This is a genomic window from Accumulibacter sp., from assembly GCF_036625275.1.
In the GTDB taxonomy this organism is placed as follows: Bacteria; Pseudomonadota; Gammaproteobacteria; order Burkholderiales; family Rhodocyclaceae; genus Accumulibacter.
Genome location: NZ_JAZKUD010000047.1, coordinates 1 through 25,884 on the forward strand (window position 1 = coordinate 1; position 25,884 = coordinate 25,884).

General features: G+C 59.3%; 26 protein-coding genes and 1 tRNA gene. 24 read left to right on the forward strand and 3 right to left on the reverse strand.

The genetic code is table 11. The annotated features are described in order from the left end of the window. Positions 1–170 precede the first annotated feature (170 nt). The 4 genes from V5B39_RS14250 to V5B39_RS14265 are packed head-to-tail and all read left to right on the forward strand — an operon-like array spanning position 171 to position 5,355. The gene (locus V5B39_RS14250) at positions 171–1,778 is read left to right on the forward strand and encodes a transporter substrate-binding domain-containing protein (protein WP_332343540.1); all 1,608 of its coding nucleotides are present in this window, start codon (positions 171–173) and stop codon (positions 1,776–1,778) included. Beyond that, a complete protein-coding gene (locus V5B39_RS14255) occupies positions 1,765–2,409 on the forward strand; it encodes an ABC transporter permease subunit (RefSeq protein ID WP_332343541.1) in 645 nt (214 codons plus the stop codon). The genes V5B39_RS14250 and V5B39_RS14255 overlap by 14 nt, the downstream gene beginning before the upstream one ends. Before the next feature lie 26 nt (positions 2,410–2,435). Continuing rightward, on the forward strand, positions 2,436–3,362 hold the full coding sequence (locus V5B39_RS14260; protein ID WP_332343542.1) for an amino acid ABC transporter substrate-binding protein: 927 nt from the start codon (positions 2,436–2,438) through the stop codon (positions 3,360–3,362). 10 nt (positions 3,363–3,372) lie between these two features. Then, positions 3,373–5,355 carry a PP2C family protein-serine/threonine phosphatase gene (locus V5B39_RS14265; protein WP_332343543.1) on the forward strand — a complete coding sequence of 661 codons (1,983 nt, stop codon included), beginning with the start codon at positions 3,373–3,375 and terminating at the stop codon, positions 5,353–5,355. A gap of 184 nt (positions 5,356–5,539) precedes the next feature. Here the strand turns inward: V5B39_RS14265 and V5B39_RS14270 are convergent, their stop codons facing one another. Then, positions 5,540–6,052, reverse strand: coding sequence for a prolyl-tRNA synthetase associated domain-containing protein (locus V5B39_RS14270; protein WP_332343544.1), 513 nt, complete (start codon positions 6,050–6,052; stop codon positions 5,540–5,542). A 242-nt stretch (positions 6,053–6,294) separates the two neighbouring features. On the opposite strand from V5B39_RS14270, the gene V5B39_RS14275 reads away from it, so the two are divergent. The 7 genes from V5B39_RS14275 to V5B39_RS14305 all read left to right on the forward strand — a co-directional run bounded on the left by V5B39_RS14275 (position 6,295) and on the right by V5B39_RS14305 (position 13,444). Beyond that, positions 6,295–8,124, forward strand: coding sequence for an AGE family epimerase/isomerase (locus V5B39_RS14275; protein ID WP_332343567.1), 1,830 nt, complete (start codon positions 6,295–6,297; stop codon positions 8,122–8,124). Positions 8,125–8,157: 33 nt separating this feature from the next. Beyond that, positions 8,158–8,502 (forward strand): STAS domain-containing protein, encoded by a 345-nt coding sequence (locus tag V5B39_RS14280; protein WP_332343545.1) that lies wholly within the window; start codon positions 8,158–8,160, stop codon positions 8,500–8,502. A 1-nt stretch (position 8,503) separates the two neighbouring features. Continuing rightward, complete coding sequence (gene glgX, locus V5B39_RS14285) at positions 8,504–10,639, forward strand: glycogen debranching protein GlgX (RefSeq protein ID WP_332343546.1); 2,136 nt, start codon at positions 8,504–8,506, stop codon at positions 10,637–10,639. 21 nt (positions 10,640–10,660) lie between these two features. Next, positions 10,661–10,978, forward strand: coding sequence for an STAS domain-containing protein (locus tag V5B39_RS14290; protein ID WP_332343547.1), 318 nt, complete (start codon positions 10,661–10,663; stop codon positions 10,976–10,978). 18 nt (positions 10,979–10,996) lie between these two features. After that, on the forward strand, positions 10,997–11,419 hold the full coding sequence (locus tag V5B39_RS14295) for an ATP-binding protein (protein WP_332343548.1): 423 nt from the start codon (positions 10,997–10,999) through the stop codon (positions 11,417–11,419). 139 nt (positions 11,420–11,558) lie between these two features. Then, entirely contained in the window at positions 11,559–12,128 is a 570-nt protein-coding gene (locus tag V5B39_RS14300) for a hypothetical protein (protein ID WP_332343549.1), read from the forward strand. A gap of 137 nt (positions 12,129–12,265) precedes the next feature. After that, the gene (locus V5B39_RS14305) at positions 12,266–13,444 is read left to right on the forward strand and encodes a hypothetical protein (protein ID WP_332343550.1); all 1,179 of its coding nucleotides are present in this window, start codon (positions 12,266–12,268) and stop codon (positions 13,442–13,444) included. Between the two features lie 66 nt (positions 13,445–13,510). Here the strand turns inward: V5B39_RS14305 and V5B39_RS14310 are convergent. Further along, positions 13,511–13,586 (reverse strand) — tRNA-Gly (locus tag V5B39_RS14310). 310 nt (positions 13,587–13,896) lie between these two features. Continuing rightward, positions 13,897–14,922 carry a YncE family protein gene (locus V5B39_RS14315; protein WP_332343551.1) on the reverse strand — a complete coding sequence of 342 codons (1,026 nt, stop codon included), beginning with the start codon at positions 14,920–14,922 and terminating at the stop codon, positions 13,897–13,899. Positions 14,923–15,430: 508 nt separating this feature from the next. Here V5B39_RS14315 and rpoE point away from each other — a divergent pair. The 13 genes from rpoE to nagZ all read left to right on the forward strand — a co-directional run bounded on the left by rpoE (position 15,431) and on the right by nagZ (position 25,787). After that, positions 15,431–16,030, forward strand: coding sequence for an RNA polymerase sigma factor RpoE (rpoE, locus tag V5B39_RS14320; protein WP_332343552.1), 600 nt, complete (start codon positions 15,431–15,433; stop codon positions 16,028–16,030). A gap of 35 nt (positions 16,031–16,065) precedes the next feature. Beyond that, positions 16,066–16,485, forward strand: a complete 420-nt coding sequence (locus V5B39_RS14325; protein ID WP_332343553.1) for a SoxR reducing system RseC family protein — start codon at positions 16,066–16,068, stop codon at positions 16,483–16,485. A 62-nt stretch (positions 16,486–16,547) separates the two neighbouring features. Then, positions 16,548–17,981 (forward strand): DegQ family serine endoprotease, encoded by a 1,434-nt coding sequence (locus V5B39_RS14330; RefSeq protein ID WP_332343554.1) that lies wholly within the window; start codon positions 16,548–16,550, stop codon positions 17,979–17,981. A gap of 5 nt (positions 17,982–17,986) precedes the next feature. Beyond that, complete coding sequence (locus V5B39_RS14335) at positions 17,987–18,229, forward strand: glutaredoxin family protein (protein ID WP_332343555.1); 243 nt, start codon at positions 17,987–17,989, stop codon at positions 18,227–18,229. Positions 18,230–18,325: 96 nt separating this feature from the next. Continuing rightward, the gene (gene lepA, locus V5B39_RS14340; protein WP_332343568.1) at positions 18,326–20,116 is read left to right on the forward strand and encodes a translation elongation factor 4; all 1,791 of its coding nucleotides are present in this window, start codon (positions 18,326–18,328) and stop codon (positions 20,114–20,116) included. A 12-nt stretch (positions 20,117–20,128) separates the two neighbouring features. Next, positions 20,129–20,917: a signal peptidase I gene (gene lepB, locus V5B39_RS14345; RefSeq protein WP_332343556.1), complete on the forward strand. Its 789-nt coding sequence runs from the start codon at positions 20,129–20,131 to the stop codon at positions 20,915–20,917. Positions 20,918–20,929: 12 nt separating this feature from the next. Continuing rightward, a complete protein-coding gene (locus V5B39_RS14350) occupies positions 20,930–21,289 on the forward strand; it encodes a DUF4845 domain-containing protein (RefSeq protein ID WP_332343557.1) in 360 nt (119 codons plus the stop codon). Between the two features lie 2 nt (positions 21,290–21,291). After that, complete coding sequence (gene rnc, locus V5B39_RS14355; RefSeq protein ID WP_332343558.1) at positions 21,292–21,990, forward strand: ribonuclease III; 699 nt, start codon at positions 21,292–21,294, stop codon at positions 21,988–21,990. Between the two features lie 5 nt (positions 21,991–21,995). Beyond that, on the forward strand, positions 21,996–22,880 hold the full coding sequence (gene era, locus V5B39_RS14360; RefSeq protein WP_332343569.1) for a GTPase Era: 885 nt from the start codon (positions 21,996–21,998) through the stop codon (positions 22,878–22,880). Between the two features lie 27 nt (positions 22,881–22,907). Continuing rightward, positions 22,908–23,624 carry a DNA repair protein RecO gene (gene recO, locus V5B39_RS14365; protein ID WP_332343559.1) on the forward strand — a complete coding sequence of 239 codons (717 nt, stop codon included), beginning with the start codon at positions 22,908–22,910 and terminating at the stop codon, positions 23,622–23,624. Then, positions 23,621–24,385, forward strand: coding sequence for a pyridoxine 5'-phosphate synthase (locus V5B39_RS14370; RefSeq protein WP_332343560.1), 765 nt, complete (start codon positions 23,621–23,623; stop codon positions 24,383–24,385). Before recO ends, V5B39_RS14370 begins: the two co-directional genes overlap by 4 nt. Positions 24,386–24,390: 5 nt before the next feature. Continuing rightward, entirely contained in the window at positions 24,391–24,768 is a 378-nt protein-coding gene (acpS, locus tag V5B39_RS14375) for a holo-ACP synthase (RefSeq protein ID WP_332343570.1), read from the forward strand. Then, positions 24,765–25,787 (forward strand): beta-N-acetylhexosaminidase, encoded by a 1,023-nt coding sequence (gene nagZ, locus V5B39_RS14380; protein ID WP_332343561.1) that lies wholly within the window; start codon positions 24,765–24,767, stop codon positions 25,785–25,787. Before acpS ends, nagZ begins: the two co-directional genes overlap by 4 nt. Positions 25,788–25,884: the final 97 nt, after the last annotated feature.

Below are 25,884 nucleotides of genomic sequence, written 5' to 3' on the forward strand. Positions count from 1 at the left end.
GGCATCGTCAGGTCGCGCTTGCTGCGCGCGGTCGACTGGTTTCTGGCAAAGATCCTGCCGCTGCGCTGCGCTTACGGTTTTCTCGCGGTAGCCGAGGCGGCCAGCGCGTCGGATAAGCATACGGAGCTGCCTCAACCGTTCGCTCCCAGCCAACCGGTATAAGCCGGACGATGGGCCGCTGTCCGGGGTTTCGTGCCGCTTGCTTGCTGGTGCTGATGGTCATCATCATGATTGGCCGGGAAGCGCAGGCCGACCGGCTCGATCTGATCCAGAAGCGCGGCACCTTGATCGTCGGTGTCAAATCCGATTATCCGCCTTTCGGTATGCTGGATGCGCACGGTCGCTTGATTGGTTTCGAGCCTGATCTTGCCGCTGAACTTGCCCGCCGCCTGGGCGTTGGCCTGCAACTGGTTGCGGTCACGTCAACCAATCGCCTGCAGAAACTAGAGGAAGGCGCGGTTGACGTGGTCATCGCTACCCTGGGCGACAGCCCGCAGCGCAGACAGATTGCCACCCTGGTCGAGCCCGGTTACTACGCCAGCGGCGCGACGGCGGTCGCGCCGCCCACCCCCCGGCTGTCGAGTTGGACGGACCTGCGCGGCAAAAAAGTATGCGCCACCCAGGGCGCATACTTCAATCGACCGATGGCCCAACGCTTCCTTCTCGATCTGCAGATCTTCAACGGCACGCGCGACGCCCGTTTGGCACTGCGCGATGGGCGCTGCGTCGCCTGGCTGTACGACGATACCAGCTTCGCCGGTCTGCTGGCCGATCCGGAGTGGGCAAACTACGAAACGCCGCTGCCGTCGATGATGATCTCGCCCTGGGCCATCGCCCTGTCCGCCAAGGAGCAAGGGTCCCGACTCGAGCAGAGGATCTCCGAAGCGATCGCCGACTGGCACCGCAGCGCTTGGCTGATCGACGTGGAGAAGCGCTGGGGAATCAGGCCAAGCCAATATCTGGTGGAGATGCGCGCACTCTGGACAAAGCGCCAGGCCGACGGAAGCCTGATTTGTACTCGGCTCGACAACGGCCATTGGCCAGCGGAGTGCCGCAACAAATGGCTCCTGAAATCTGCCGACGTCGGTGGCATCCAGCATTTCGGCCTGCTCCTCAAGGAGCAGACGGGTCTCAATATGACCATCATCTACGATGCCTATGATCGCCAGCTGTTCCTGCGCGGCCTCTGGATAACGCTGCAACTGATGGCCGCGTGCATTGCCGGCAGCCTGATCGTGGGCTGCCTCGGTGCGTTGGCGGCAGAATCGGGCTTCCCCGGCATGCGCGCCGGCGTGCAGATGTCCGCCGCCCTCGGCCGAATGACGCCACCGCTGTTGCTGATCTACCTGGTCTTCTTCGGCGTCGGCCACATCATCGTCAGCCGTTTCGGCTGGACTTTCGACGGTGCCTCGATCGTCATCGTCTGTCTCTCGACCTATACCGGCTGCGCCATCGTGTCTGCACTGCTCGAAGCTGTCTCCGTACTCAAGGAGCAGAAACCCGGTTTCCGGCTCGGCTGGCGGGAGCTACCGCAGGCGCTACGCCTGTCTTACGCAGCAGTGGTCGCTTCGCTGGTGAACGTCGTCAAAGCGACCGGTATGGCGAGCGTCATCGCCGTACCGGAGCTTGTTTCGGCCGCCACCGCCATCATTGCCGAACAAGGCAACCCCGAGGTGATCATGAATGTGCTGATGATTACCTACTTTCTGTTGGTGACCACCGTCGTCCAGATCTTCAACTACCTGGAACGGAGGATTCCTGAACTTGGCCGCCGCTGAAATCGCTGCCCTGTTGCTGACGTGGACACCGTTCCTGGCCGGCGGCTTTGCCTGGAACATCCTGATCTCGCTGGTGGCAATGCTCATCGGCACGGTCTTCGGTGCGCTCCTGGCATGGCTGCGCCTGTCCGGACCCTCGCCGCTGGCGCGCGCGAGCCTCGTCGTCACCGAACTGACGCGCAACATCCCGACTTTTGTCTTCCTCTTCTACCTGGCCTTCCTGATCCCGACAGAGTTCGAACTTTCCGGACGGATCCACGCCTTTCCCGTGTGGCTCAAGGCATCGCTGGCGCTCTCCGTGGCGGTCATCGGATTCGTCTCGGACAACCTGCTCGTGGCCCTGCAGCACCGGAAGCGTCACCATCATGCGGCTGCATTACTGTTCATTCCGAGCTGGACCACTTACCTGCTGATCATCGTCATGGCATCGAGCACGGCTTCGGTGATCGGCGTCGGAGAAATCGTCTCACGCTGCAACATTGTCATCGCCGCGGTCGGCGGCAATGAAACGATGCTCTGGGTTTATACTTACGCCATCGGCTACTTCCTGGTCTTTTGCTTTCCACTCAACTGGGCCATGGGTTGCGCAAGAAGACGCTTGCTGGCCCGCGTCGGCGGGCCCGCGCCGTAAGCGGCCGGCGACTTAGGGGGAAACCATTGATACAGATCAAGATCATCGCAATCCTTCGCCGCTGCCTGCCGGGCACGACTGCGGCAGTGCTGCTGGCGTTCGCCCTGCAGGGATCGGCATGGGCCGAGTCGGCTCTCGATCGCATCAGGAGCACCGGTGTTCTCAATGCCGGAACCCGCGCCGATGCCATGCCGTTCGCTTACCGGTTACCGCAGGCGGGAGATAAGGAGAAGGAGGAAAGGCTGGCCGGTTTCTCGGTTGACCTGATCGAACAGATTCGCAAGAAGCTCTCGGAGAAGCTTGGCCGTGAAATCGAGACCCGGCTGCACATCACCAAGGCCAGCGACCGCCTGGCATTGGTCGCCAGCCACGCCATCGACATCGAGTGCGGCATTACGACGCCTACCTGGGAGCGTCAGAAATTGGTCGATTTCTCGATCCCGTTCTTCGGCAACGGCACCCGCGTCATGGTCCTGCGCAGGACGGCCAAGGGGTTCGACGATCTGCGCGGCAAACGTATTGGCGTTGCCGCCGGCACGACCACCCCAGCCATTCTCAAACAGCACGTGCCGGATGCAATTGTGGTCGAAGTACCCGACATGGCGACCGGCTTCAGGATGTTCGCCGCGGGAGAACTCGACGGATTGTCCAACGTCGGCATCGTACTCCGTGCGCTGGTCGAAAAGAGTCCGCTCAAGAGCAAGGTCATCCTGCTGCCGCGCACCGATGCGCTGTCCTACGAATCGATGGCCTGCAGCCTGCCTCTCGACGACTCGAAATGGCGCGCCTTCGTGAATCAGGTACTGGCCGAACTCCTGGATGGTGTTGACCAGTATCGGGGAGGTTACTTCGAGATCTACGACAAATGGTTCGGACCACGCGGGATCGTCTATTTCCCGCTCGACGCTATCGTCGCCCAGAAGCTATCCACCTCGATCATCTGGCTGAAGTAGGGTCGTCACGATGACGCTGCGCCGCCGGCTTTTCCTCTTTGTCAGCACCCTCATCGCCATAGGCCTGCCGAGCGCCGGTGTGGTGTTCGCCTATGTCTCCTGGCTCTCCGTGCTGGAACGTACCGAGCGCGACGGCATCCTGATCGCCCAGACCCTCGCCCAGTCCGTCACTTTCATCCAGCAGGTGCCAACGGCCCTGGAGCAGATCATTGACCAGAACGTACGCACCCAGGCGGATATCGTTGCGCAACTGACCCACCTGGCGCAGCGGCAGAAGACTTCTGCGCTGGAAATCAATCGGGCGCTGCGGACCATTGCCGTGCGCAACGGGATTCCGGAGGTCTGGGTAACCGATGCCAGCGGTAAACCGCTCTTCTGGTCGCTCGACGACATCGACGCGTCCATTGCCCTCGACTCGGGGCTGACTCTGCAACCGAAATTCAAGCCGCTACTGCAGGGGCAGCAGTACAGCCTATCCACCGAACTGATGTACCGCGCGATTGACCACAGTCAATTGTACTACGGCGCGGTAACCATGCCGGAGCGGAGCGGCGGCATGACCCTGATTGCCCATCGGCCCAACCTCGCCAACAGCAGCATCCAGAATGTCGGCCTGAAGAGGATGGTGGACAGCGTTCTGTCGGGAGCGCTGATCGACGCCATCTGGATATTCGATGAAAACCTCGAAGCATTGGCCGTCAGTTCCGTCGCCAGCATCGACGGAACTGCCACACTGAGCGATGAACAGCGCACCTTCATCGAAACGGTGATCAGTACCAGCACCCCGGCTTCCTATTTCGCAGACAAGGTCCTGTTCCGGCATGCGTTCCTGTACGTTGCTGCGCCAACCTTTGGCGCGGACGGCTTGCCAAATGGGGCGGCGCTGATGCGTCTGCCGGTCAACATGGATGCCGAGCTGCATTCGCTCCTGACCATCGGTGGCGGGGTGACCGTGGTCATGCTGCTGCTGGGAATGGCTCTGGCCCTGCCCTTTCTCAACCGCATCGTCCGGCCGCTGGCGCGCCTGACCGTACAGACCCATCGCCTGGTTGCGCATCACTTCGACCCGGATCAGGAAATGCATGCGGAACTGCTCAAGGTATCGGAGAACCGCAAAGATGAAGTCGGATACCTGGGAAATGCCCTGTACTCGATGGTCACCACGCTCAAAACGCATATTGCGGACCTCAAGGCAACGACTGCCGCCAAGGAGCGGATCGAAGGCGAGATGTCTGCGGCCCGCGCCATCCAGATGGGCATGCTGCCGCGCAATTTCGGGGAACCGGCGCCTGGCGTCCGCTTCGACCTGCACGCCGTGCTTGAACCGGCCAAAGCAGTCGGCGGCGATCTGTTCGATTTCTTTCCGCTCGACGAGCACCGGCTGTTCTTTCTGATCGGCGACGTGTCGGACAAAGGGGTGGCCGCCGCACTGTTCATGGCAGTGACCAAGACACTGTTCGCTGTCGAGGCGAAGCGCGACTCCGCATCGGTCGGCGGCATCATGGAACGGGTCAACCACAGCCTCTGCGAGAACAATCCCGAAGGCATGTTCGTCACTGTCTTCGCCGGCATCCTCGACCTGCGAACCGGGGAGATCAGCTTTAGCGATGGTGGCCACGAACTGCCTTTCCTGTTGCGCCACGACGGCGGTGCGGCAATGATCGAAAAGAAGAAGGGGGGGCTGGTCCTGGGCTTCGTCGCCGAATCCGTTTACCGCAACGACATCATCCAGTTGCAGCCTGGCGAAGGACTGGTGATCTATACCGACGGCGTCACCGAGGCGATGAACGGCGAGCACGAGCTGTTCAACGCGACACGTCTGGGCAACAGCCTGGCCGCAATCTCGCCGGCCTGTTCTGCACACATGATCATCGACAGCGTGATGAGCGCGGTTCGGACTTTCGTCGGCGCGCATCCGCAAAGCGATGACATTACCCTGCTGGCGCTACGCTGGCATGGCCCTTCCGGCACCGAGCTTCCCGCAGCGGATTAGCACGCCGAACGCCAGCACTGCCCTAGGCGGGCTTGCCGGACGGCTAACGGTCATGACTTTTCCAGGTCCCCCGATCATGATGAAAGTCACGACCGTTTCCCTCTCCAGCGAGTGGAACGGGGGGAGATTCGTGCGTCGCTGATGCGACTTTCACATTGACGGCAAGGACGCCTGCCCACTCTGGCTAGTTGCTCGCCACCATCTGAAGCAGATCGATAATGCGTGGCGGGTGTCGGATCCGATCGAGAAATCTCAGCAGATCGTGCGTGGCGATCGCGGTGGTGCGGTCATTTCGCAGCGGATGACAGTTGAGGACATCGCTGTCCAGCAGCCGCTGCTCAAGGACTACGCAGACGCGACCATGCACGTCGTTGATCGCGGCGAAAGGCGAGACGGCTCCCGGAACGACACCAAGGATGCTACCCAATTCCTCCTCGCTGGCGAACGAGAGGCGCGACGCCTGCAACAGGCTTGCGGCAACCCGCAAATCGACACGGGTCTGTTCCAGCGCCACCAACAACCAGTACCCGGCCTTCTTGTCTCTCAGGAACAGGCTCTTGGCATGCCCTCCCGTGAGGTCTCCGCGCAGGCGCTTGCTATCTTCCACCGTGCGCAGCGGCGGATGCTCGACGGTTGTGGTGACGATGTCCAACTCGGCAAGCATCGACATCAGATGTTGGTTATCGGCAAGAAGCATTGCGAGTCCTCATACCCACTGGTTGTCGTCGCCAGGGGGCTGCTCACCCCAGACCGGATCGGGCCAGATCATGATTTATGGGATTAAACCCATGCTGAAGAAAATGGACAAGTAGCAGTTGACCGCCTCTCAAGATTGCAGCTAACCTAGCGCCATGATCCGGATTGAACAAAATCAGCACGCTCGAACAACAACCAACACGCAATATAACCAACACGCAACATCGCGAGGAGCAGTCATTCATGAAGACGCAAGCCTATTCTTATTCGGACACGATTACCGGTTACGTCACGCAGGTTGATCGTGCAGCACGCAGTTTTACTCTCAGGACCAATAGCGGCCAGGATTTTCAAGTGTACCTCACGCCGACCACTTACGCCCGAATTGCAGAGAACCTTGAGGACAGCTACCAGGATTGCACCTCGCGCATCCGCGAAATGCTGCAACCCGGCCAACAGGTTTACGCTTACTGCATCTTCTATCCACAAGCGGGAGAGTTGCGTGCCGAGGTCAAATCGATGGTCTTCCCGGGCGAGGGACCCGGCGTCTATCGTCATGAGGAACCCGACTGGTGGATCAAACAGATCCGCTCCATCGCCAACAGCTACCTGCGCTGGCAGTTCAACTACCCCAATCAGTCGATCGACTATCGCAATTATCGGACGATCCTGCACCTGGCCGGCGGCAAGAAAGGCGACTACCTGCAGGAAACCGACACCATTTCCCGGATGGTTTACGGCATGGCATCGGCCTACATGCTGACGGGCGAGGAAAGCTTCCTCGAGGCCGCCGAGAAAGGAACAGAGTACCTGCGTTCCCACATGCGCTTCATGGATGCGGACGAGGATCTGATCTACTGGTACCACGGGGTCCAGGTTTCCGGAGACCGCGAGCACAAGCTGCTGACCTCGGAGTTCGGCGACGACTACGACTCGCTGCCGATGTACGAGCAGATCTACGCCCTCGCCGGGCCGACGCAGACCTATCGTCTCACCGGCGACCCGCGCATTCTCTACGACATCGAGAAAACGATCGAACTGTTCGACAAATACTACAAGGACAACGATCAGGGCGGATATTTCTCGCACATCGATCCGATCGGCCTGGATCCGCGCTCGTCACTGCTCGACAAGGGCAACAACCGCGCCCGCAAGAACTGGAACTCGGTCGGCGATCACGCCCCGGCCTACCTGATCAACCTCTGGCTGGCGACCGGGGAGAACAAGTACGCCGATTTCCTGGCCGACACCGCCGACACCATCGTCAGGCACTTCCCCGATTACGAGCATTCGCCATTTGTCCAGGAGCGCTTCCATGAAGACTGGAGCCACGACAGCACCTGGAACTGGCAGCAGGACCGTGCGGTGGTTGGCCACAATCTCAAGATCGCCTGGAACCTGATGCGAATCCACAGCATTCGTCCAAGTGCAGGTTACCTCGAACTGGCCGAGAAGATTGCCCAGTTGATGCCCGGGGTCGGTTCCGACCAGATTCGCGGCGGCTGGTACGACGTGGTCGAACGGGCACTGGCTCCGGGCGAGGAAATGCATCGTTTCGTCTGGCATGATCGCAAGGCCTGGTGGCAACAGGAACAGGCGATCCTCGCCTACCTGATTTTGCAGGGCTGCCTGGGCAAGGCGGACTACCAGAAACACGGCCGCGAGGCAGCCGCCTTCTACAATGCCTTCTTCCTGGATCACGACGATGGCGGCGTCTATTTCAACGTTCTCGCCAACGGACTGCCTTATCTGCTGGGCAACGAAAGGCTCAAGGGCAGCCACTCGATGAGTGCCTATCACTCCACCGAGCTGTGCTTCCTGTCGGCAACCTATATCAACCTGCTGATCAACAAGCAGCCGATGTGTTTGTACTTCAAGCCACGGCCCGACGGTTTTCCGGATCGGGTCCTGCGGGTGTCTCCGGATATCCTGCCCAAGGGCAGTGTCCGCCTGACCGCAGTCGAGATCGACGGCAGACCTTACTCTGCGTTCGATGCTGAAGCCCTGTCGGTGCAACTACCCGATTCCCGCCAGGATGTGCGGGTCAAGGTCACACTGACGCCGGTCAAGTAGCCCCGCATCCATCGCAGCCAAGGATTCAAGCATATGTCGATCGAGGTTGAAGCTTCCCCCCGCGACGGGATGACAGTCGTAGTCGTTGCTGGCGAGATTGACGGCAGTTCTGCGCCCAGTTTGCAGAACAAGATCCTGCCCCTGTTGCGGGAAAATGATTCGCTGATCCTGGACCTCAACCGCGTCACCTATATGTCCAGCGCCGGTCTGCGGATGCTGCTCCTGCTCTACCGTCAGGCGGCAGCGCACAATGGCCGGGTCGCGCTGGCCGGTTTGGCGGAATCGATCCGGGACACCATGGAGATTACCGGTTTTCTCAAGTTCTTTACCGTTGCGAACAGCGTTGAAGCAGCGCTGACGGCCCTCAAGCAGGTGTGACATGGATAGCCGCATCGATTTCTACCCGACTCACCAGCACGAAGGCTACAAATTCCGACTAGGGCGTGTATTTCCATTCGGCAGTACGCTGGTACCGGGCGGCGTCAACTTCGCCGTCAGCTCTGGCCACGCCACCTCCTGCACACTGGTACTCTTCGAGAAGGGCGCGCCAGAGCCACTGGTGGAGATTCCGTTTCCGGACTCCTTCCGCATCGGTAACGCCTGGTGCATGGTCGTCTTCGATCTCGACTACGAGCGCATCGAATATGGCTATCGCATGGACGGCCCCTGGGATCCGGTGGCCGGACATCGCTTCGATCGGAGCAAGATCCTTCTCGATCCGTACGCCAAGGCAATCGGCGGCCGAACGGTCTGGGGCCAGGCACCCGACTGGAACGACCGCTACCCGCACCGTGCCCGACTGATCTTCGAGGATTTCGATTGGGAGGACGATCGCCCCCTGGAAACGCCGCTCGCCGACCTGGTGATCTACGAACTGCACACGCGCAGCTTCACTGCCCATCCCTCGGCAGGCGTCAAGCACCCTGGCACCTATGCGGGAATCATGGCCAAGATCCCCTATCTGAAAGAGCTGGGGGTGAACTGTGTCGAGCTGATGCCGATCTTCGAGTTCGACGAGTTCGAAAACAGCCGTCCCAACCCGCTCACCGGCGAGATGATGTACAACTACTGGGGCTACAGCACGGTCGGCTTCTTCGCTCCCAAGGCCGGCTTTGCCGCCTCCGGACCCTTCGGCATGGAGGTCGACGAGTTCAAGAACCTGGTCAAGGAGTTTCACCGTAACGGCATCGAGGTCATTCTCGACGTGGTTTTCAACCATACCGCCGAGGGTAACGAGCAGGGTCCGACACTCTCCTTCCGGGGAATCGACAACCAGACCTATTACATGCTGACTCCCGAGGGCTACTACTATAACTTCAGCGGCTGCGGCAACACACTCAACTGCAACAGCCCGGTGGTCCGCAACATGGTTCTCGACTGCCTGCGCTACTGGGCAGCGGAATATCACATCGACGGTTTCCGCTTCGATCTGGCCTCGATCCTGGGACGTGCTCCCAGCGGCGCCCCCTTACCCAACCCGCCGTTGCTCGAGAGTCTGGCGTTTGACCCCATACTGGCCAAATGCAAGCTGATCGCCGAAGCCTGGGACGCTGGCGGCCTGTATCAGGTCGGATCGTTCCCGGCGTATGGACGGTGGGCCGAGTGGAATGGCAAGTACCGCGACGACATCCGACGCTTCCTGAAGGGAGACGAAGGAATGGTTCCGGTGATGGCCGAGCGCATCCAGGGCTCGCCGGACCTCTATGGCTGGAACCAACGCGGCCCGACGGCATCGATCAACTTCATCACCTGCCACGACGGTTTCACTCTCTACGATCTGTTCGCCTACAACGACAAGCACAACGACGCCAACGGCGAACAGAACCGCGACGGTGGCAACGACAACCATAGCTGGAACTGTGGCGTCGAGGGCGAAACCAGCGATCCTGGGGTCAATGACCTGCGCCAGCGAATGATCAAGAACGCGCTGGCGATTCTGCTGATGAGCCACGGCGTCCCGATGATCCTGATGGGCGATGAAGTGGGCCGAACCCAGCGCGGCAACAACAATACCTATTGCCATGACAATGATCTGAACTGGCTCGACTGGACGCTGTGCGAACGCAACGGCCATCTGTTCACCTTCGCTCGCCGGATGATTGCCTTGCGCAAGGCGCACCCGCTCTTGCGCGCTCGCGAGTTCTTCGGGAGCAGTCGCGCTCAGGCCGACATCATCTGGCATGGCACACAAGCCTGGCGCGCCGACTGGTCGCCAGGTGCACGAACCCTGGCCTTCATGCTCCGCGAGCGGCAGGCCGGACAAAAGGGAAATGTCAGTCCGGTGCTGTACATGGCCATCAACTGTTATTGGGACGCCCTCCCCTTCGAATTACCTGAACTGCCCGCCAATTATCACTGGTATCTGTTCGCCAATACCGGTTTGCCAGCCCCTGATGACATCCAGGAGCCCGGTCAGGAAGTCAAACTGGAAGACAATCTGCGCAGTTTTCTGGTCGGTGGGCGAGCGGTGGTGATACTGATCGGGCGCCCACGGCTGCATGAAAAGACAACTTGATCATTCTTTGGAGACAGGAACATGACATTCAGTACCACAGTGGAAACCAGGGGCCGTGAGGCATGGATCACGCTCGACGGCGAACTCGACGCCGCAGTGGCCGGAGAATTCCGTGCGGCAATCGAGCGGCTGGCCCAGGAAAAACCCGAGAAGCTCGTGCTCTTCGTGAACAAACTGCAATTCATGGCCAGCGCTGGTCTGCGCGTGCTGGTGTTCGCCAAGCAGCGGATGGGAAGCGAGGTCAGCATACACGTCATCGGTGCCACGGGTCCCGTCCTCAACACCTTGCAGATGAGCGGCTTCGACCAGTCGGTTTACCTTCAGGAAAGCTACCCCTGAGCTTGGCGCCCCCTGGTCATGGCAAGGCACAGCATTCCGGCCAATCTGGCAGCGCTCTCGGCCATTCGTCATCTGGTCTCTGAGGCGTGCATCGAGGCAGGACTGGACGGTTCAGCCACCTATCGTCTAACCCTGGCCGTGGATGAGATCGCCACCAACATCATCACCCACGGCTACCAGGAACAGGGGTTGACCGGCGACATCGTGATTTCGATTGAAACCATGGACGATAAGCTGACCGTCATCCTCGAGGACACAGGCGTTGCTTACGACCCCCGTGCGCGCGCCATGCCGACTGCAGAAGACCTCGACAAACCGTTATCGGAACGTGATATTGGCGGACTTGGCATCTACCTTGCGCTGCAAGGCGTTGATCGCTTCGACTATCAGCGTTGCGACCAGGTCAACCGCAACATTCTTGAAGTCGAACGGCCCCGCTGAACCCTGGCTGGCCTGGAAAATCGACCTGCTCACCGGCAAATACCGGACAGGTCGGGTGTACTGCTGTCAAAACAGCCCCTATTGGAGTCAATGACAGGTCAATACTGCGATTCGCTTCTCAAATTTGAAGGAGATACTCATGACAAAACACAAGGCAAGCTATTACGAAAAATTATCCGCGGACTATTCCCGACCTAATCTGGTCTCCCCTGCATTGCAGGCAGAGCTTATCGAGTTTGGCGAAAAAATCGTTGCAATGAAGGAGGAGAAATTACCGGCGATTGATTCGAGTTATACCCTGACACAAATTGAAAAAGAAAATAAGGAGTGGTGGCCCACCCACTGTGAGGCATTAAGGCAAGGCCGCGGCGACATCTTGACAGGTGAATATAGAAATGATCTCGTTTATTTTTGTCAGGATGGCCCGTATCAGGGAGTCGAACAACAAAAGGAACGCGAGAAACATTGGTGGGCATTAATCGCCCAGCCCGGAGTCACCATGTGCTGGCCGATCGTGATGTTTTATGGGGAGCATACCTATTTTGAATGGAAGTGCGTGGATGACATTACCAATGAAACCCTTGCCAAGGGCAATGTCACCTGGGTTCGTCGTGGTCACCGGGGAGGCTGTTATCTCAAGACCGAGCAATTGACGTTCTATCGGGATGTGTTTGCCGAAGAAAGGTTGCTGAAGTTGATTCAGACATAGAAACCATGCCGCATGGTTGATTGAATTAGGTTTGTTTGTCGCGTATCGTTTTTGTTTTGGCCCACCACCCGGACTCGCCAGCTTCTGCTCGCGCAGTTCGGGAGAATTTCACACCAAGCCATTGAGGAGAAATAGAAATGCCGGTCATCAGTCTTGACATCATTGGAGTCAGAAGTGGAATCGCCTTTTATCCAACGGCGACAGAGGTTGCCACTCTTCAGAACAATATCACCAATGCTCAACTAGGAGTGCTGTCGTCCAACTTTCCGAATCAGTTGGGTTTCGTTAGTCATGTGGACCCGAAGACGGGGCTCAATCAGTATGATATAGCGAGGCAAGCGGTCCATGATGCTTTCCCTGGTTATATCGTTGTTGCTGCAGATCAGTCGGCCTATCCGACTACTGCGTATACCGCGAACCTGAACAATGGGATCACCGTCTTGGCAGACATTCGCATTGTCGAACTGGCCTTGAATGAAACCATTCAGGACGCGATGCTCAGAAGCCTGACGACAACCATTCAATCTTCCTTGAGCACGAATTACCCGGATCTCAGGATCAATGTCGCTTCGACCATGCTCACAGGCAATGTCGACATCTCCCTCCCTGGCACATTGAATGTTGCCGGAGGGGCCGTGGATGGGGTCATCAGTGCGATGGAACGAACTTCGGCGGATGGTACGCAGAATGCCAGTTTTCATCAGTTCCTGTGGGACCGTATTCTGGCCGCAACCGATTCCAGGAATATGGATTTACATTTGCTCAATCCATTGGACAATATTGATGGTCTCCGCGGCGGTGCAGGCAATGACATCATCGAAGGAGGCGATGTCGGTGACTTTCTGCTATCCGGCGGGGCGGGCAATGATTTCATATTCGGCGGGGGTTATGCTGACATAGGTACCAACGTCATCGATGGCGGCGCAGGTAATGACATTCTGGTTGCCGGTGGGCATAAAACCAGCCAGCTTGCTCAATATCTGGCCAACAATCCCTTCACGCCAAGTACAACAATCAATGACTTCAATTCCATTACACAAAGTGTTGCCGACGATTCTGCCGGCAGGTCATATAATGTCTTTGCATTCCATAACAATAGCGGCAACGACAGAATTTTCAACTTTCATGCTTCGACCGATAAAATTCAGATCGACGTCGGAATCAATGGCTCCAGCATTACCAACCTGAGCAGCCTCCTTCAGCACACCACTGTTTCAGGAAACAACCTGAGCATCGACCTGGGCAATCAGAATACCGTCACCCTGGTCGGTGTCGATATTGCAGGATTGAGTGCAAGCAATATTGTGTTCGTTTAACCGCCATTGGGCGCTGTCAAAACGAAAGAAAGGGAAATTGCGCAATGCAATTTCCCTTTCTTAATCTGGAGCGGGAAAAGAGTCTCGAACTCTCGACCTATACCTTGGCAAGGTATCGCTCTACCAACTGAGCTATTCCCGCGTGTGAATCGTTGCGTTACAAAGCAAGTTTTCCGGAGTGAGCAGCCCTGTTTCAGAAGCAGCAACGGGAACAATTATCCGTAGGCTGGCGGGCGCTGTCAAGCACAAGTCCATGCCACTTGATGCCAAAGATGAAACAAGCCATGCATCGACCGACCGCCGTCCATAAGCCGCGGCCCAGGCGCCACAAGGGCGGAGCGCCCGCATCATCAAGCGCGAAGACGAGGACGGCTGGGCTGTCGAGATGAGCAAGGACGGCGAACCCGAGCCCGCTCTGGTCGACCCTGACCTGCCCGGCGGGTTTCGCCGGTTCAGTTCGGCGCGTACACCAGGAACTCGGGGTTGTCCTGCAGGCCGCTGATGAACGCTTGTGGTGGACCAAAATCCGCCCCACAGCGATAGATCGCCTTGTCGTCACGCGACGCGACATAAAAGTTGCCTGCCGTGTCGAAACACATTCCCGAAATCGTCCTGACGCCACTGACTACCGTCTTCAGTTCGCCACTACCGAAGTGATATTGCAGGATCGTGTCGGTACCGCTGCTACCAATGTACAGATATTCACCGTGTGCGAGCAGATGCACGGGGGCCTGCAGGAACTGGGCGTCGGCGATCTGCCCCAGTAGTTGCCCCTGCTTTTCCCCCCCGGCGAGATCGTAGATCTTCACCGCGTTGCCCGGTTCATCGGCGACGTATAGTAAGTTGCCGTAAACTAGGACACCGCGTACCGAGTGCGCGACCTTTGTCCGCTTTCGATCCTTTTTCGACGGATCCGGCGCGACGACCACCGCCAGCCCTGCCGGCTGCCGGCAATCCGATGGCGGACGCGCCGGCGAAGCCGGTAATTTTCCGATTGACGAGGCAACGAAGGTACCCTTGAGGAAGCGCTTGCCCTTTTGTGCCCGCAAGCTCGCCGCAACCGCCAGAGCAAGACTGCGTTTCCGGGCTTTTGGCGGCTTCAACGCAGTAACCACATTGCTGTCCTGACTTGACAGGTAGCCATTGTCACTGCTGTCGAAAGCCAGCGCAAAAGGATGCGCGATGCCCTTGGAAACACGGGCATCGGCATAGATGCCTTGGTAAGCGTGGCTATGGTCGGCGTCCGGGCGAGCGCTGTAAAGGAGAACCTGGCTGGCGTCCTTGTAGCCATTGATCACGAACAGATTGCCCGACGGACCGAAGACCAGATCACGCAGTTCGCTCAGTGCCGGAGAGCCTGGCGGGGTCTGCAGGGCGGCAGTGGTGATGCACACCGGCTGACCGTCGATCAGATCATAAACATGCACGTTGTTGATTGCTGTACCGACACTACCGCCGTGAAATGTGATGTAGAACATCAGGACCTACCTTTCTGTTGTCGCAGGCTTCAAGCAATGACCGGGTGAGAATGACGTCTGCCGCTGACTGGCAACCGGCGGCCTGATGCTGGATCGCAGACCGGCGCGGTTCGCCCGCTGGCCGCAAGAATGTAGCACGCTTCCCGTCTCACGGTCTCATGACTTTTCCAGGCCCTCCCGATCATGGAGGTCATGACCGTTTCCCGCTCCCCAACCCATCCCCCGCGAGGAGGAGAGGAGATTCGTGAGTCGCTGACACGGCTTTCACATTGACGGTCATGAGAATAACCGCGACGGTTCGGCGATCGCCCTCCCCCTTGCGGGGTTGGGAAGATCTGACCGGGCTGAAATGGGTCATCCACCCATTCCTGCCTTTTGAAAGCGCGCTTCAGGATCATGACTGGTCCGATGACCCGGAATAGCCGGTCATGCACTGTTACGATGGCGATGCGATGCTTGCGCTATACTTCGGCGCGGATTTTCGTATGCCAAAGGAAAAGCATAGAGCATGAGCGAACGCGAAATTGACCAGAAACTGGTCGAGAACGCCCAGGGTGGTGACAAACACGCGTTCGACGCACTGGTCGTGAAATACCAGCGCAAGGTGGCGCGCCTGTTGTCTCGCTTTCTTTACGATCACGCCGAAATCGAGGATGTGACCCAAGAGGCATTCATCAAGGCTTATCGGGCGCTGCCGTTGTTTCGCGGGGACAGTGCGTTTTACACCTGGTTATACCGGATTGCCATCAATGCGGCCAAGAATCATCTCGTTGCACAGGGACGCCGCGCTCCGACTTCGACCGAATTTGATGCTGAAGAAGCCGAAGGCTTCGAGGATGCCACTCAGTTGCAGGACATCAACACGCCGGAGAGCCTGCTGCAATCCAAGCAGACGGGGGCTACGATCAACGCGGCCATGGACGCACTCCCCGATGAGTTGCGTCACGCGATCCTCCTGCGTGAGATCGAGGGCCTGAGTTATGAGGAAATAGCCGAGGTCATGAGCTGTCCGATTGGTACGGTGCGTTCGCGGATTTTTCGTGCCCGAGAGGCGGTCGCAGACAAATTGCGACCGCTACTGGATACCTCGCAGGACCGCAGATGGTAACTCGGCCAAGAATGGGCTGCTTGCAGAAAGGATGAATGATGACGGATGCCTGGGGAACAGTGACCGCGGTTGATGGCCAGTACGCCTACCTTCGGATGGACGAAAGCGGCTGCGGTCGCTGCAGACAACCGGGGGGGTGCGGGGGGAACCCTCTGGGCCAGTTGTTATGTGGTCCGCCACGCACTTTTCGGGTGCTGAATCCCGATCATTGTGACGTTGGTGCGCGCGTGCGGGTGGCTGTGGCTGAGGGTTCGCTTGGCCGCAGTGCGCTGTATGCCTATGCGTTTCCCTTGCTGGCTCTGTTTGCCGGGGCGCTGTCGGGATCGGTCTGCGGTGGCGAGGCGTGGGCGATCGGTGGTGCCATGGGCGGTTTGCTGATCGGTTGGCTGGGCCTGCGGCGTGCGCAGCGGCAGGCCCAGCAAGACCGGCGTTTGCAGCTCTCGATCCGATCTTGATTTTGCGCCCTGCGCCATCATCTTTTTTGTCATTCAATGACGTTCAGGAGGCTATTGCTGCCATGAAACAATTGCTTGTGGCTTTCTTTGTAACGGTGTTCTCGGTGCTGGCACAAGCCGACAACCGAGGATTGCCTGACTTCACCGATCTCGTCGAAAAGCAGGGACCGGCGGTCGTCAATATCAGTACAACCCAGTCGGTGCGGAGCAGTGGGCGGAATGCACAGCCGTTCCCCTTCGATGAAAACGATCCGATGTATGAGTTCTTCCGGCGCTTCATTCCTCGCCAGCCGGGAATTCCTGGCGTACCCCGCGACTACGAAAGCAGATCCCTCGGGTCCGGATTCGTGATCAGTGCCGATGGTTATCTGCTGACCAATGCGCATGTCGTGGACTCGGCTGACGAGATTCTCGTTCGACTGACCGACAAGCGTGAATTCAAGGCACGGGTCATCGGCACGGACAAGCGCACCGACGTGGCGCTGATCAAGATCGAGGCGACCGGCTTGCCGACCGTTCGTCTGGGTGATCCGGGTGTCCTCAAGGTCGGTGAATGGGTGATCGCGATCGGTTCGCCGTTCGGTTTCGAGAACAGCGTGACAGCCGGCATTGTCAGTGCCAAGGGACGCTCCTTGCCGCAGGAGAACTATGTTCCCTTCATCCAGACCGATACGGCGGTCAATCCGGGCAATTCAGGCGGCCCCTTGTTCAACATGAAGGGTGAGGTGGTCGGCATCAACTCGCAGATTTACAGCCGGTCTGGCGGTTTCATGGGGATCTCCTTTGCCATTCCGATCGATGTAGCGATGGAGGTGCAGGCGCAACTGCGCGCCAATGGCAAGGTCAGCCGCGGCCGAATCGGCGTGGTGATTCAGGAGGTGACGAAGGAGCTGGCCGAGTCCTTCGGTTTGAGCAAAGCCCAGGGGGCAGCCGTCAATGCCGTCGAAAAGGGTGGACCGGCGGAGAAAGCAGGCATCGAAGCGGGTGATGTTATCCTTAGGTTCGACGGCAAGACGATTGGCAGTTCCAGCGATTTGCCACGCATCGTCGGCAGTACCAAACCGGGAAGCCGGGTCACGATTCAGATCTGGCGCAAGGGAACAACGCGGGATGTCTCGGTGGTGATCGGTGAAATCGCAGAAGAGAAGCTGGCTGCCCGCAGCAGCAGAAGTGCAAAGTCACCCGAGCGGACGGCCAATCGTCTCGGCCTGGTGGTTTCCGAGCTGACTGCCGAGCAGAAGCGCGAACTCAAGGTCAATGGCGGTTTGCTGATCGAGGATGTTCGCAACAATGCGGCGCGCGTCGATCTGCGGCCGGGGGATGTCATTCTGGCGCTGATCACGCGTGGCGAAAACATCGAAATCAAGAGCAGCGAACAGTTCAACCGTTTGCTCGCGCAGTTCGACAAGTCGGCCAACGTGACCTTGCTGGTTCGCCGCGGCGAATTACAGACCTTCGTCACCATCAAGGGACTGACCGAGCGTCGCGGCGAGTGATACCGGTGGTGAAGCTGACCCTGGTCTCGCGTCGCTACTGCCACCTCTGTACAGAGATGGCAGTAGCGCTCGAAACATTGGCTGCCGAATTCGGCGTGGCCGTCGAGGTGGTCGACGTCGACGCCGACGCGGCGCTCGAAGCGCGCTACGACGAACTCGTTCCGGTCCTCCTGCATGAGGGCCGCGAGCTCTGCCATTACTTTCTCGATACCAGCAAAGTCCGTGATTATTTGAGTGAAATCCGCTAGAATCCGCGCCTTCAGGCTGTTTGACCCAGGGTGCCCGCCGCCGGCACCCTTTCTTTTCAGGGGCGGCTCGGTCGCGATAGAGCCCACACCATGTCCATGCAACAGATCCGCAATTTTTCCATCATCGCGCATATCGATCACGGAAAATCGACGCTCGCCGACCGCATCATCCATCTTTGCGGCGGTCTTTCCGATCGCGAGATGGAAGCGCAGGTACTCGACTCGATGGATATCGAGCGTGAGCGCGGCATCACCATCAAGGCGCAGACCGCGGCCCTGCAGTACCAGGCGCGCAGCGGCGAAGTCTACAACCTGAACCTGATCGACACGCCGGGCCACGTCGATTTCTCGTACGAGGTCTCGCGTTCGCTTTCCGCCTGTGAGGGAGCCCTGCTGGTAGTCGATGCCTCGCAGGGGGTCGAGGCGCAGACTGTCGCCAACTGCTATACGGCGATCGAACTCGGCGTCGAGGTTGTGCCCGTACTGAACAAGATCGATCTGCCATCGGCGATGCCTGACCATGCTCGCCAGGAGATCGAGGATGTCATCGGCCTCGATGCTTCCGAGGCGATCCTCGCTTCGGCCAAGACCGGTCTCGGCGTCGAGGACATCCTGGAAGCGATCATCGAGCGTATTCCCGCTCCGACGGGCGATCCCGATGCGCCGCTCAAGGCCTTGCTGGTGGATGCCTGGTTCGACAACTATGTCGGGGTGGTCATGCTGGTGCGAGTCTTCGATGGCACACTCAGGCCCAAGGACCGGATTCGTCTGATGGCTACCGGCTCGACTCACCTCTGTGAACAGGTCGGCGTGTTCACTCCCAAGGCGCTGCAACGCGATGCGTTGCGCGCCGGCGAGGTCGGTTACGTCATCTCGGGAATCAAGGAACTACAGGCAGCCAAGGTCGGCGATACCCTGACGCTGCACGAGCGACCGGCAAGCACGGCACTGCCGGGGTTCAAGGAGATCAAGTCGCAGGTCTTCGCCGGGCTTTATCCGGTCGAGTCAAATCAGTACGACTCGCTGCGCGAATCGCTGGAAAAACTGAAGCTCAACGACGCGTCGCTGCGCTACGAGCCAGAGGTCTCGCAGGCGCTCGGTTTCGGTTTTCGCTGTGGTTTCCTCGGGCTGTTGCACATGGAGATCGTCCAGGAGCGTCTTGAACGCGAGTTCGATCAGGACCTGATCACCACCGCGCCAACCGTCGTTTATGAGGTCCTGCTCCGGGATGGCAACCTGGTCAATGTCGAAAATCCGGCCAAGCTGCCCGAACTGTCGAAAATCGAGGAGATTCGCGAACCAATCATCACCACCACGGTATTCGTTCCGCAGGAATATCTGGGCAACGTCATTACGCTGTGCAATCAGAAGCGCGGCAACCAGGTCGACATGAACTATCACGGTCGGCAGGTGCAACTGGTTTACGAAATGCCGATGGCCGAAGTGGTGATGGATTTCTTCGACCGCCTGAAGTCCGTCTCGCGTGGCTACGCCTCTCTCGATTACGAATTCAAGGAATATCGGGCGGCCGACGTGGTCAAGCTCGACGTTCTGATCAATGGCGAACGCGTCGACGCCCTGTCAGTGATCCTGCACCGTACCAACTCGGTCTATCGTGGCCGTGAACTGGCCGCCAAGATGCGCGAACTGATTCCGCGCCAGATGTACGACGTCGCCATTCAGGCCGCCATCGGTGCCAATATCATTGCCCGCGAGAATGTCAAGGCAATGCGCAAGGACGTCCTGGCCAAGTGTTACGGTGGCGACATTTCGCGCAAGAAGAAGCTGCTCGAAAAGCAGAAAGCCGGCAAGAAGCGCATGAAACAGGTCGGGTCGGTCGAGATCCCCCAGGAGGCTTTCCTTGCCGTGTTGCGTGTCGGCAAGTAAAGGAGTAATCGAGTGAATTTTGCGTTGATCCTGTTTGTCCTGTTGCTGATCAGCGGCGCAATCTGGGCCGTCGATGCCTGTTTCCTGCGCAAGCGCCGCCCGGCGGACGCCAAGGACCCTTGGTGGGTCGAGTACGGGGCGAGTTTCTTCCCGGTGATCCTGGTGGTTTTCGTCCTGCGTTCGTTTCTCGTCGAACCGTTCAAGATTCCCTCGGGATCGATGATCCCGACTTTGCAGGTCGGCGATTTCATTCTCGTCAACAAATACACCTACGGCATCCGCCTGCCGGTACTCAACCGCAAGATCATCGACATCAACAGCCCGCAACGCGGGGATGTGATGGTCTTTCGTTATCCCGAGGATCCGTCCCTCGACTACATCAAGCGGGTGATCGGCGTGCCGGGTGACAGCATCGCTTACCTGAACAAGAAACTGACGATCAACGGCCAGCCGGTGCCGACGACGCGGATCGACGACTATCTGCACTCGGAGCGTCTTTATTACTCGCGGCAATTCATCGAAAGGCTGGACTCAGCACAGCATCAAACCCTCAACGATGAGGATGCTCCGCCGTATGTTCAGGGTCCGGTACAGTTTCCCAACCGCCAGGATTGTTCCTACAATGCGGCGGGAGTCATCTGCAGGGTACCGCCGGGTCAGTACTTCGTGATGGGCGACAATCGCGACAACAGTCGTGATAGCCGTTATTGGGGTTTCGTTCCGGAACAAAACATCGTCGGGAAGGCTTTTTTCATCTGGTTGAATTTCAGTGATCTGAAACGGATCGGCTCATTCAGGTAAGGAGCGGTGGCTATGAATCGTCAACGTGGTGTGGCTCTTTCGGGCCTGGTGGTCTGGGGTGTCTTGATCAGTCTGGTGGCCGTTCTCGTGATCCGGGCGACTCCCGATGTCATGGAGTATTACAAGATCCGGCATGCGGTCAAGGCGGTAGCCGAAGAGTCCGGCGGCAAGACGGTTCCCGAGATTCGGCAGGCTTTCGGTAAATATCTGGAAATAGAGCATATCAAGACGATCAGCCCGGCTGATCTCGATATCTTCAAGGAAGAGAACCGGCTGATCATTGCCTTCGCTTACGAGAGGCGGATTCCGCTGGTCGCCAATGTCAGCCTGTTAATCGATTTTCGGGGTTCGTCATCAGGGCGCGGCTTCTAGCAATGACCGCTTCCCGCCTTGAGCAGGCGCTCGGGCATACCTTCCAGAATCGCGATCTGCTACAACTGGCACTAACGCATCGCAGCTTCACCTCGCCCCACAATGAGCGACTCGAGTTCCTTGGCGATGCGATTCTCAATGCCGTCATCGCGCGCTGCCTGTTCGAGCGTTTTCCCCTGCTTCCCGAAGGCGACCTCTCGCGACTGAGAGCCAATCTGGTACGACAGGACAGCCTGCACCAGCTTGCGGTGGATCTCTCGCTGGGGGAATGCCTGCGTCTTGGCGAGGGCGAGCAGAAGAGTGGCGGACAGCAACGACCCTCCATTCTGGCCGATGCCCTCGAAGCGCTGTTTGGCGCGCTGTGGCTGGATGCCGATTTTGACCTTGCTGGCCAGGTGATCGTTCGTGTCTATGCCAAAGTCCTGAATCGACTGACTTCCGGACAGGGAATCAAGGATGCCAAGACGCGCTTGCAGGAGTATCTCCAGGGCATTCGACTGGCCTTGCCACAGTACTCGCTGGCAGGTGCCGAAGGCGAGGCGCATGCCCAACAGTTCAGGGTGGTCTGTGTGATCGAGTCCCTGCAAATCCGCACCGAAGGCCGCGGGGGCAGTCGCCGGGCGGCCGAACAGATGGCCGCCGAACGTGCGCTGGAAAGCCTGGAAAGCACTCATGACCATTCCCGGCTGCAGCGATCATGAAAGTCATGAATGAAACCCGCAGCGGGCAGATCGCCATTGTCGGCCGCCCCAACGTCGGCAAGTCGACCTTGCTCAACCAGCTAATTGGCGAGAAGCTCAGCATCGTCTCACAGCGGGCCCAGACCACTCGTCACCGCATTCTGGGCATTCTCACCAGACCGGATGCACAGTACGTTTTTGTCGATACGCCGGGTTTCCAGACCCGCCATGGCAACGCGCTGAATCGGGCGATGAATCGCAGCGTTCGACAGGCGCTGGCCGAAGTCGACGTCGTCCTGTTGGTTGTCGAGGCCGGGCGCTTTGACGATCGCGACCGGGTGGTGCTCCGACTCATCCCCGATGACCGTCCGGTGATCATCGTGGTGAACAAGATCGACCAGTTCAAGGACAAGGCGCAACTCCTGCCGTACCTCGCCCGCCTCGCCGGTGAAGGTGAGTTCACGGCGATCGTTCCGGTCAGCGCGATGCGCGGCGTACAGACCGAAGTCCTGCTCAACGAGACGCGCAAGCATTTGCCGAATACCGAGTGGCTGTATGGCGAGGATGAAATGACCGACCGCAGCGAAAGATTTCTGGCTGCCGAGTACATTCGCGAAAAACTCTTTCGCCTGATCGGCGACGAGTTGCCCTATGCTGCTGCCGTCGAGATCGAAAAGTTCGTCGTCGATGGAGCTTTGCGACGTATCAGCGCCGCCATTCTGGTCGATCGCGAGGGGCACAAGTCGATCATCATCGGCAGTGGCGGCACCATCATCAAACGCATTGCCTCCGAGGCACGCCAGGACATGCAGCGAATGTTCGATGGTCAGGTGTTTCTCGAAGTCTTTGTCAAGGTCAAGTCAGGCTGGGCCGACGATGAGCGAATGCTCAAGACACTTGGCTACGACTAGATCGCGTGCTCGCGAACGAGTCGGAAAGTGACGCAGCGACACAAGGTCGATGCCCAGCCGGCTTTCGTCCTGCATGCCTATCCTTACAGCGAGACCAGCCTGATCGTCGACGTCTTTTCGCGCGACCACGGTCGTGTCGCTCTCATGGCGCGCGGCGCGCGCCGGCCACGTTCGGTCCTGCGCGGTCTCCTGCAGGCGTTTCAGCCACTCGAACTTGGCTGGGCAGGTCGCGGTGAGGTGCAAACGCTGATCAAGGCCGAGTGGCAGGGCGGGCAACCGCTGCTGGCAGGCAAGGCGCTGTTCTGCGGCTACTACCTGAACGAGCTGTTGATGCACCTGCTGCCGCGCGAGGACGCGCATGCCCGACTTTTCGCGGTCTATGCCGAGACCTTGCGGCGTTTCGCCGATGGCGCGCAGGAGTCCGATCTGCGCTGCTTCGAGCGGGCGCTGCTGCAGGAACTCGGATACGGCCTGACGCTTGAAACCGATGCCGCAGGTGTCGCTATCGACATCCATGCAGACTACGCTTACGAGATCGAGCGTGGTCCGGTGCGACTGCCGGCCCCCGGTGGCTCGGTGCAGGCGGTCAGCGGCCGGACGCTGCTTGACCTCGCGCACGAGGATTTCTCCGATCCGCGCTCGCTGGCCGAAGCCAAGCAACTGATGCGCACCTTGATCAACCATTATACCGATGGCAAGACTCTCGCCAGCCGCAGGATTTTTAGGGAGCTACACGAACTATGATCGAACTTGGCGTCAACATTGACCATGTGGCGACGATCCGGCAGGCACGCTGCACCTACGAGCCCGACCCGGTCTGGGCGGCCGTCGAGGCGCATCTCGGTGGCGCCGATGGCATCACCATTCACCTGCGTGAAGACCGGCGACACATCCAGGATGCCGACGTCGAGAAACTGCGCGACCTGGCACAGATCAAGCTCAACCTCGAAATGGCAGCGACCGACGAGATGATCGCGATTGCCTGCCGGATCAAGCCACAAATGGCCATGCTGGTGCCCGAGGGCCGCCATGAAGTAACCACTGAGGGCGGGCTCGACATCGTTGCTCAAGAAGCCCGGCTCGCCGATTCGGTGGCCCGTCTCAGCGATACCGGCATCGTCAGCAGCGTGTTCATCGACGCCGACCCGGTGCAGGTGGAAGCCGCAGCACGCATTGGTGCGCGCGTCTGCGAAATGCACACCGGCCCGTATGCACACGCCTTCTATACGCAGGGGCGCGATGCCGAAAGTCCGGCCGTGCTCGCCGAACTCGAAAAAATTCGCGTCGCCGGAGACCTGGCGCGACAACTCGGAATGCGATTCAACGCTGGCCATGCGCTCAACTACTTCAACGTGCAACCGGTCGCGCAACTCGCCGGCATCCGCGAACTGCATATCGGGCATGCGATCATCAGCCGTGCCATCTTCATCGGCCTGCGCGAAGCGGTCGGGGAAATGAAGCGCTTGCTGCGAGAAGCGCAAGCGCGGTCGCTGACACGGCCTTGATAGTCATGATCGCCGGCATCGGTACCGACATCGTCGCCGTGGCTCGCCTCGGCAAGCTTTACGAGCGGCACGGTCAGCGTGCCCTGGTGAAACTGCTATCGCCGAGGGAACATGCCGAGTTTGTCGGCGTTCGCGATCCGGCCAGGTTCCTTGCCAAGCGTTTTGCCGCCAAGGAAGCCTTTGGCAAAGCGCTCGGCATCGGCCTGGTCGCGCCCGCCACCTTGCCAAGCATCGGCATTGACCACGATTCGCTGGGCCGGCCGTTGTTCGAATATGCGGCACCACTCGCCGCCCACCTCGCGCAGCGCCGGCTCGTCGCACACCTCACGATCAGTGACGAGCACGACTTCGCGGTCGCTTTTGTGATCCTGGAGCAGCAATGAATACCCGACTCCCTCTGGGCCCGCTGATGATCGACATTGCCGGCTTGCAATTGTCCGACCTTGAACAGGAACGACTGTGCCACCCGCTGGTCGGTGGCCTGATCCTGTTCGCGCGCAATTACGCGTCGCCGCAGCAACTCGAACAACTCACAGCCGCCGTGCATGCCTTGCGCTCGCCGGCGCTGCCGATTGCCATCGACCACGAAGGGGGCCGGGTGCAACGTTGCCGTGACGGTTTCACCCGTCTGCCGGCGATGCGCCGTCTCGGCGAGCAATGGGACCGCGACCCACAGGCAGCCTGGCTGGCCGCGCGCGGGATTGGCTATGTTCTCGCCGCGGAACTGCGCGCGCGCGGGGTCGACCTGTCGTTCACGCCAGTACTCGATCTCGACTGGGGGCGCAGCAGCGTGATCGGCGATCGCTCGTTGCACGCCGACCCGGCTGCGGTGGTGCGACTGGCCGGCGCGTTGATCGAAGGCCTGCACTGCGCCGGGATGGCCGCCTGCGGCAAGCACTTTCCAGGGCATGGCTGGGTCGAGGCCGATTCGCATGTTGCCCTGCCGGTCGACGAGCGCGAGCTCGAAGAACTGGCGCCAGACATCGAACCCTACCGCCGGCTCGAACTCGACGCGGTAATGCCGGCACATGTCATCTATCGGCGGCTGGACCTGCGGCCGGCAGGTTTCTCGCGTTTCTGGACCGGCATGCTGCGTCATCAGCTCGGCTTCGACGGCGTCATCTTCAGCGACGATCTGTCGATGGCCGGTGCCAGCGTTGCCGGTGGCCTCGGCGAGCGTTGTACCGCAGCCTGGGATGCGGGCTGCGACCTGTTGCTGGTATGCAACTCACCGGATGCGGTCGGCGAGTTGCTGGCAAACTGGCAGCCGCCAGGCGATCCACTGCGGGCACAGCGTGTCGAGCGTCTTGTCCCGACCACCCCTGCTGTCGACTGGACTGATCTGCAGCAGGATTTGCTATACCAAGCCGGGGTGGCTACAGCCAGCAGTCTGCTGGCCTGAGCGAGTGGTTTACGATCGACGTTCTCCACATGGCCCGCTCAGCCTGCGCTGGCGATCGCCAGAGCGAGTGGGCGATCCTTATGTCGCGACCGGCGCC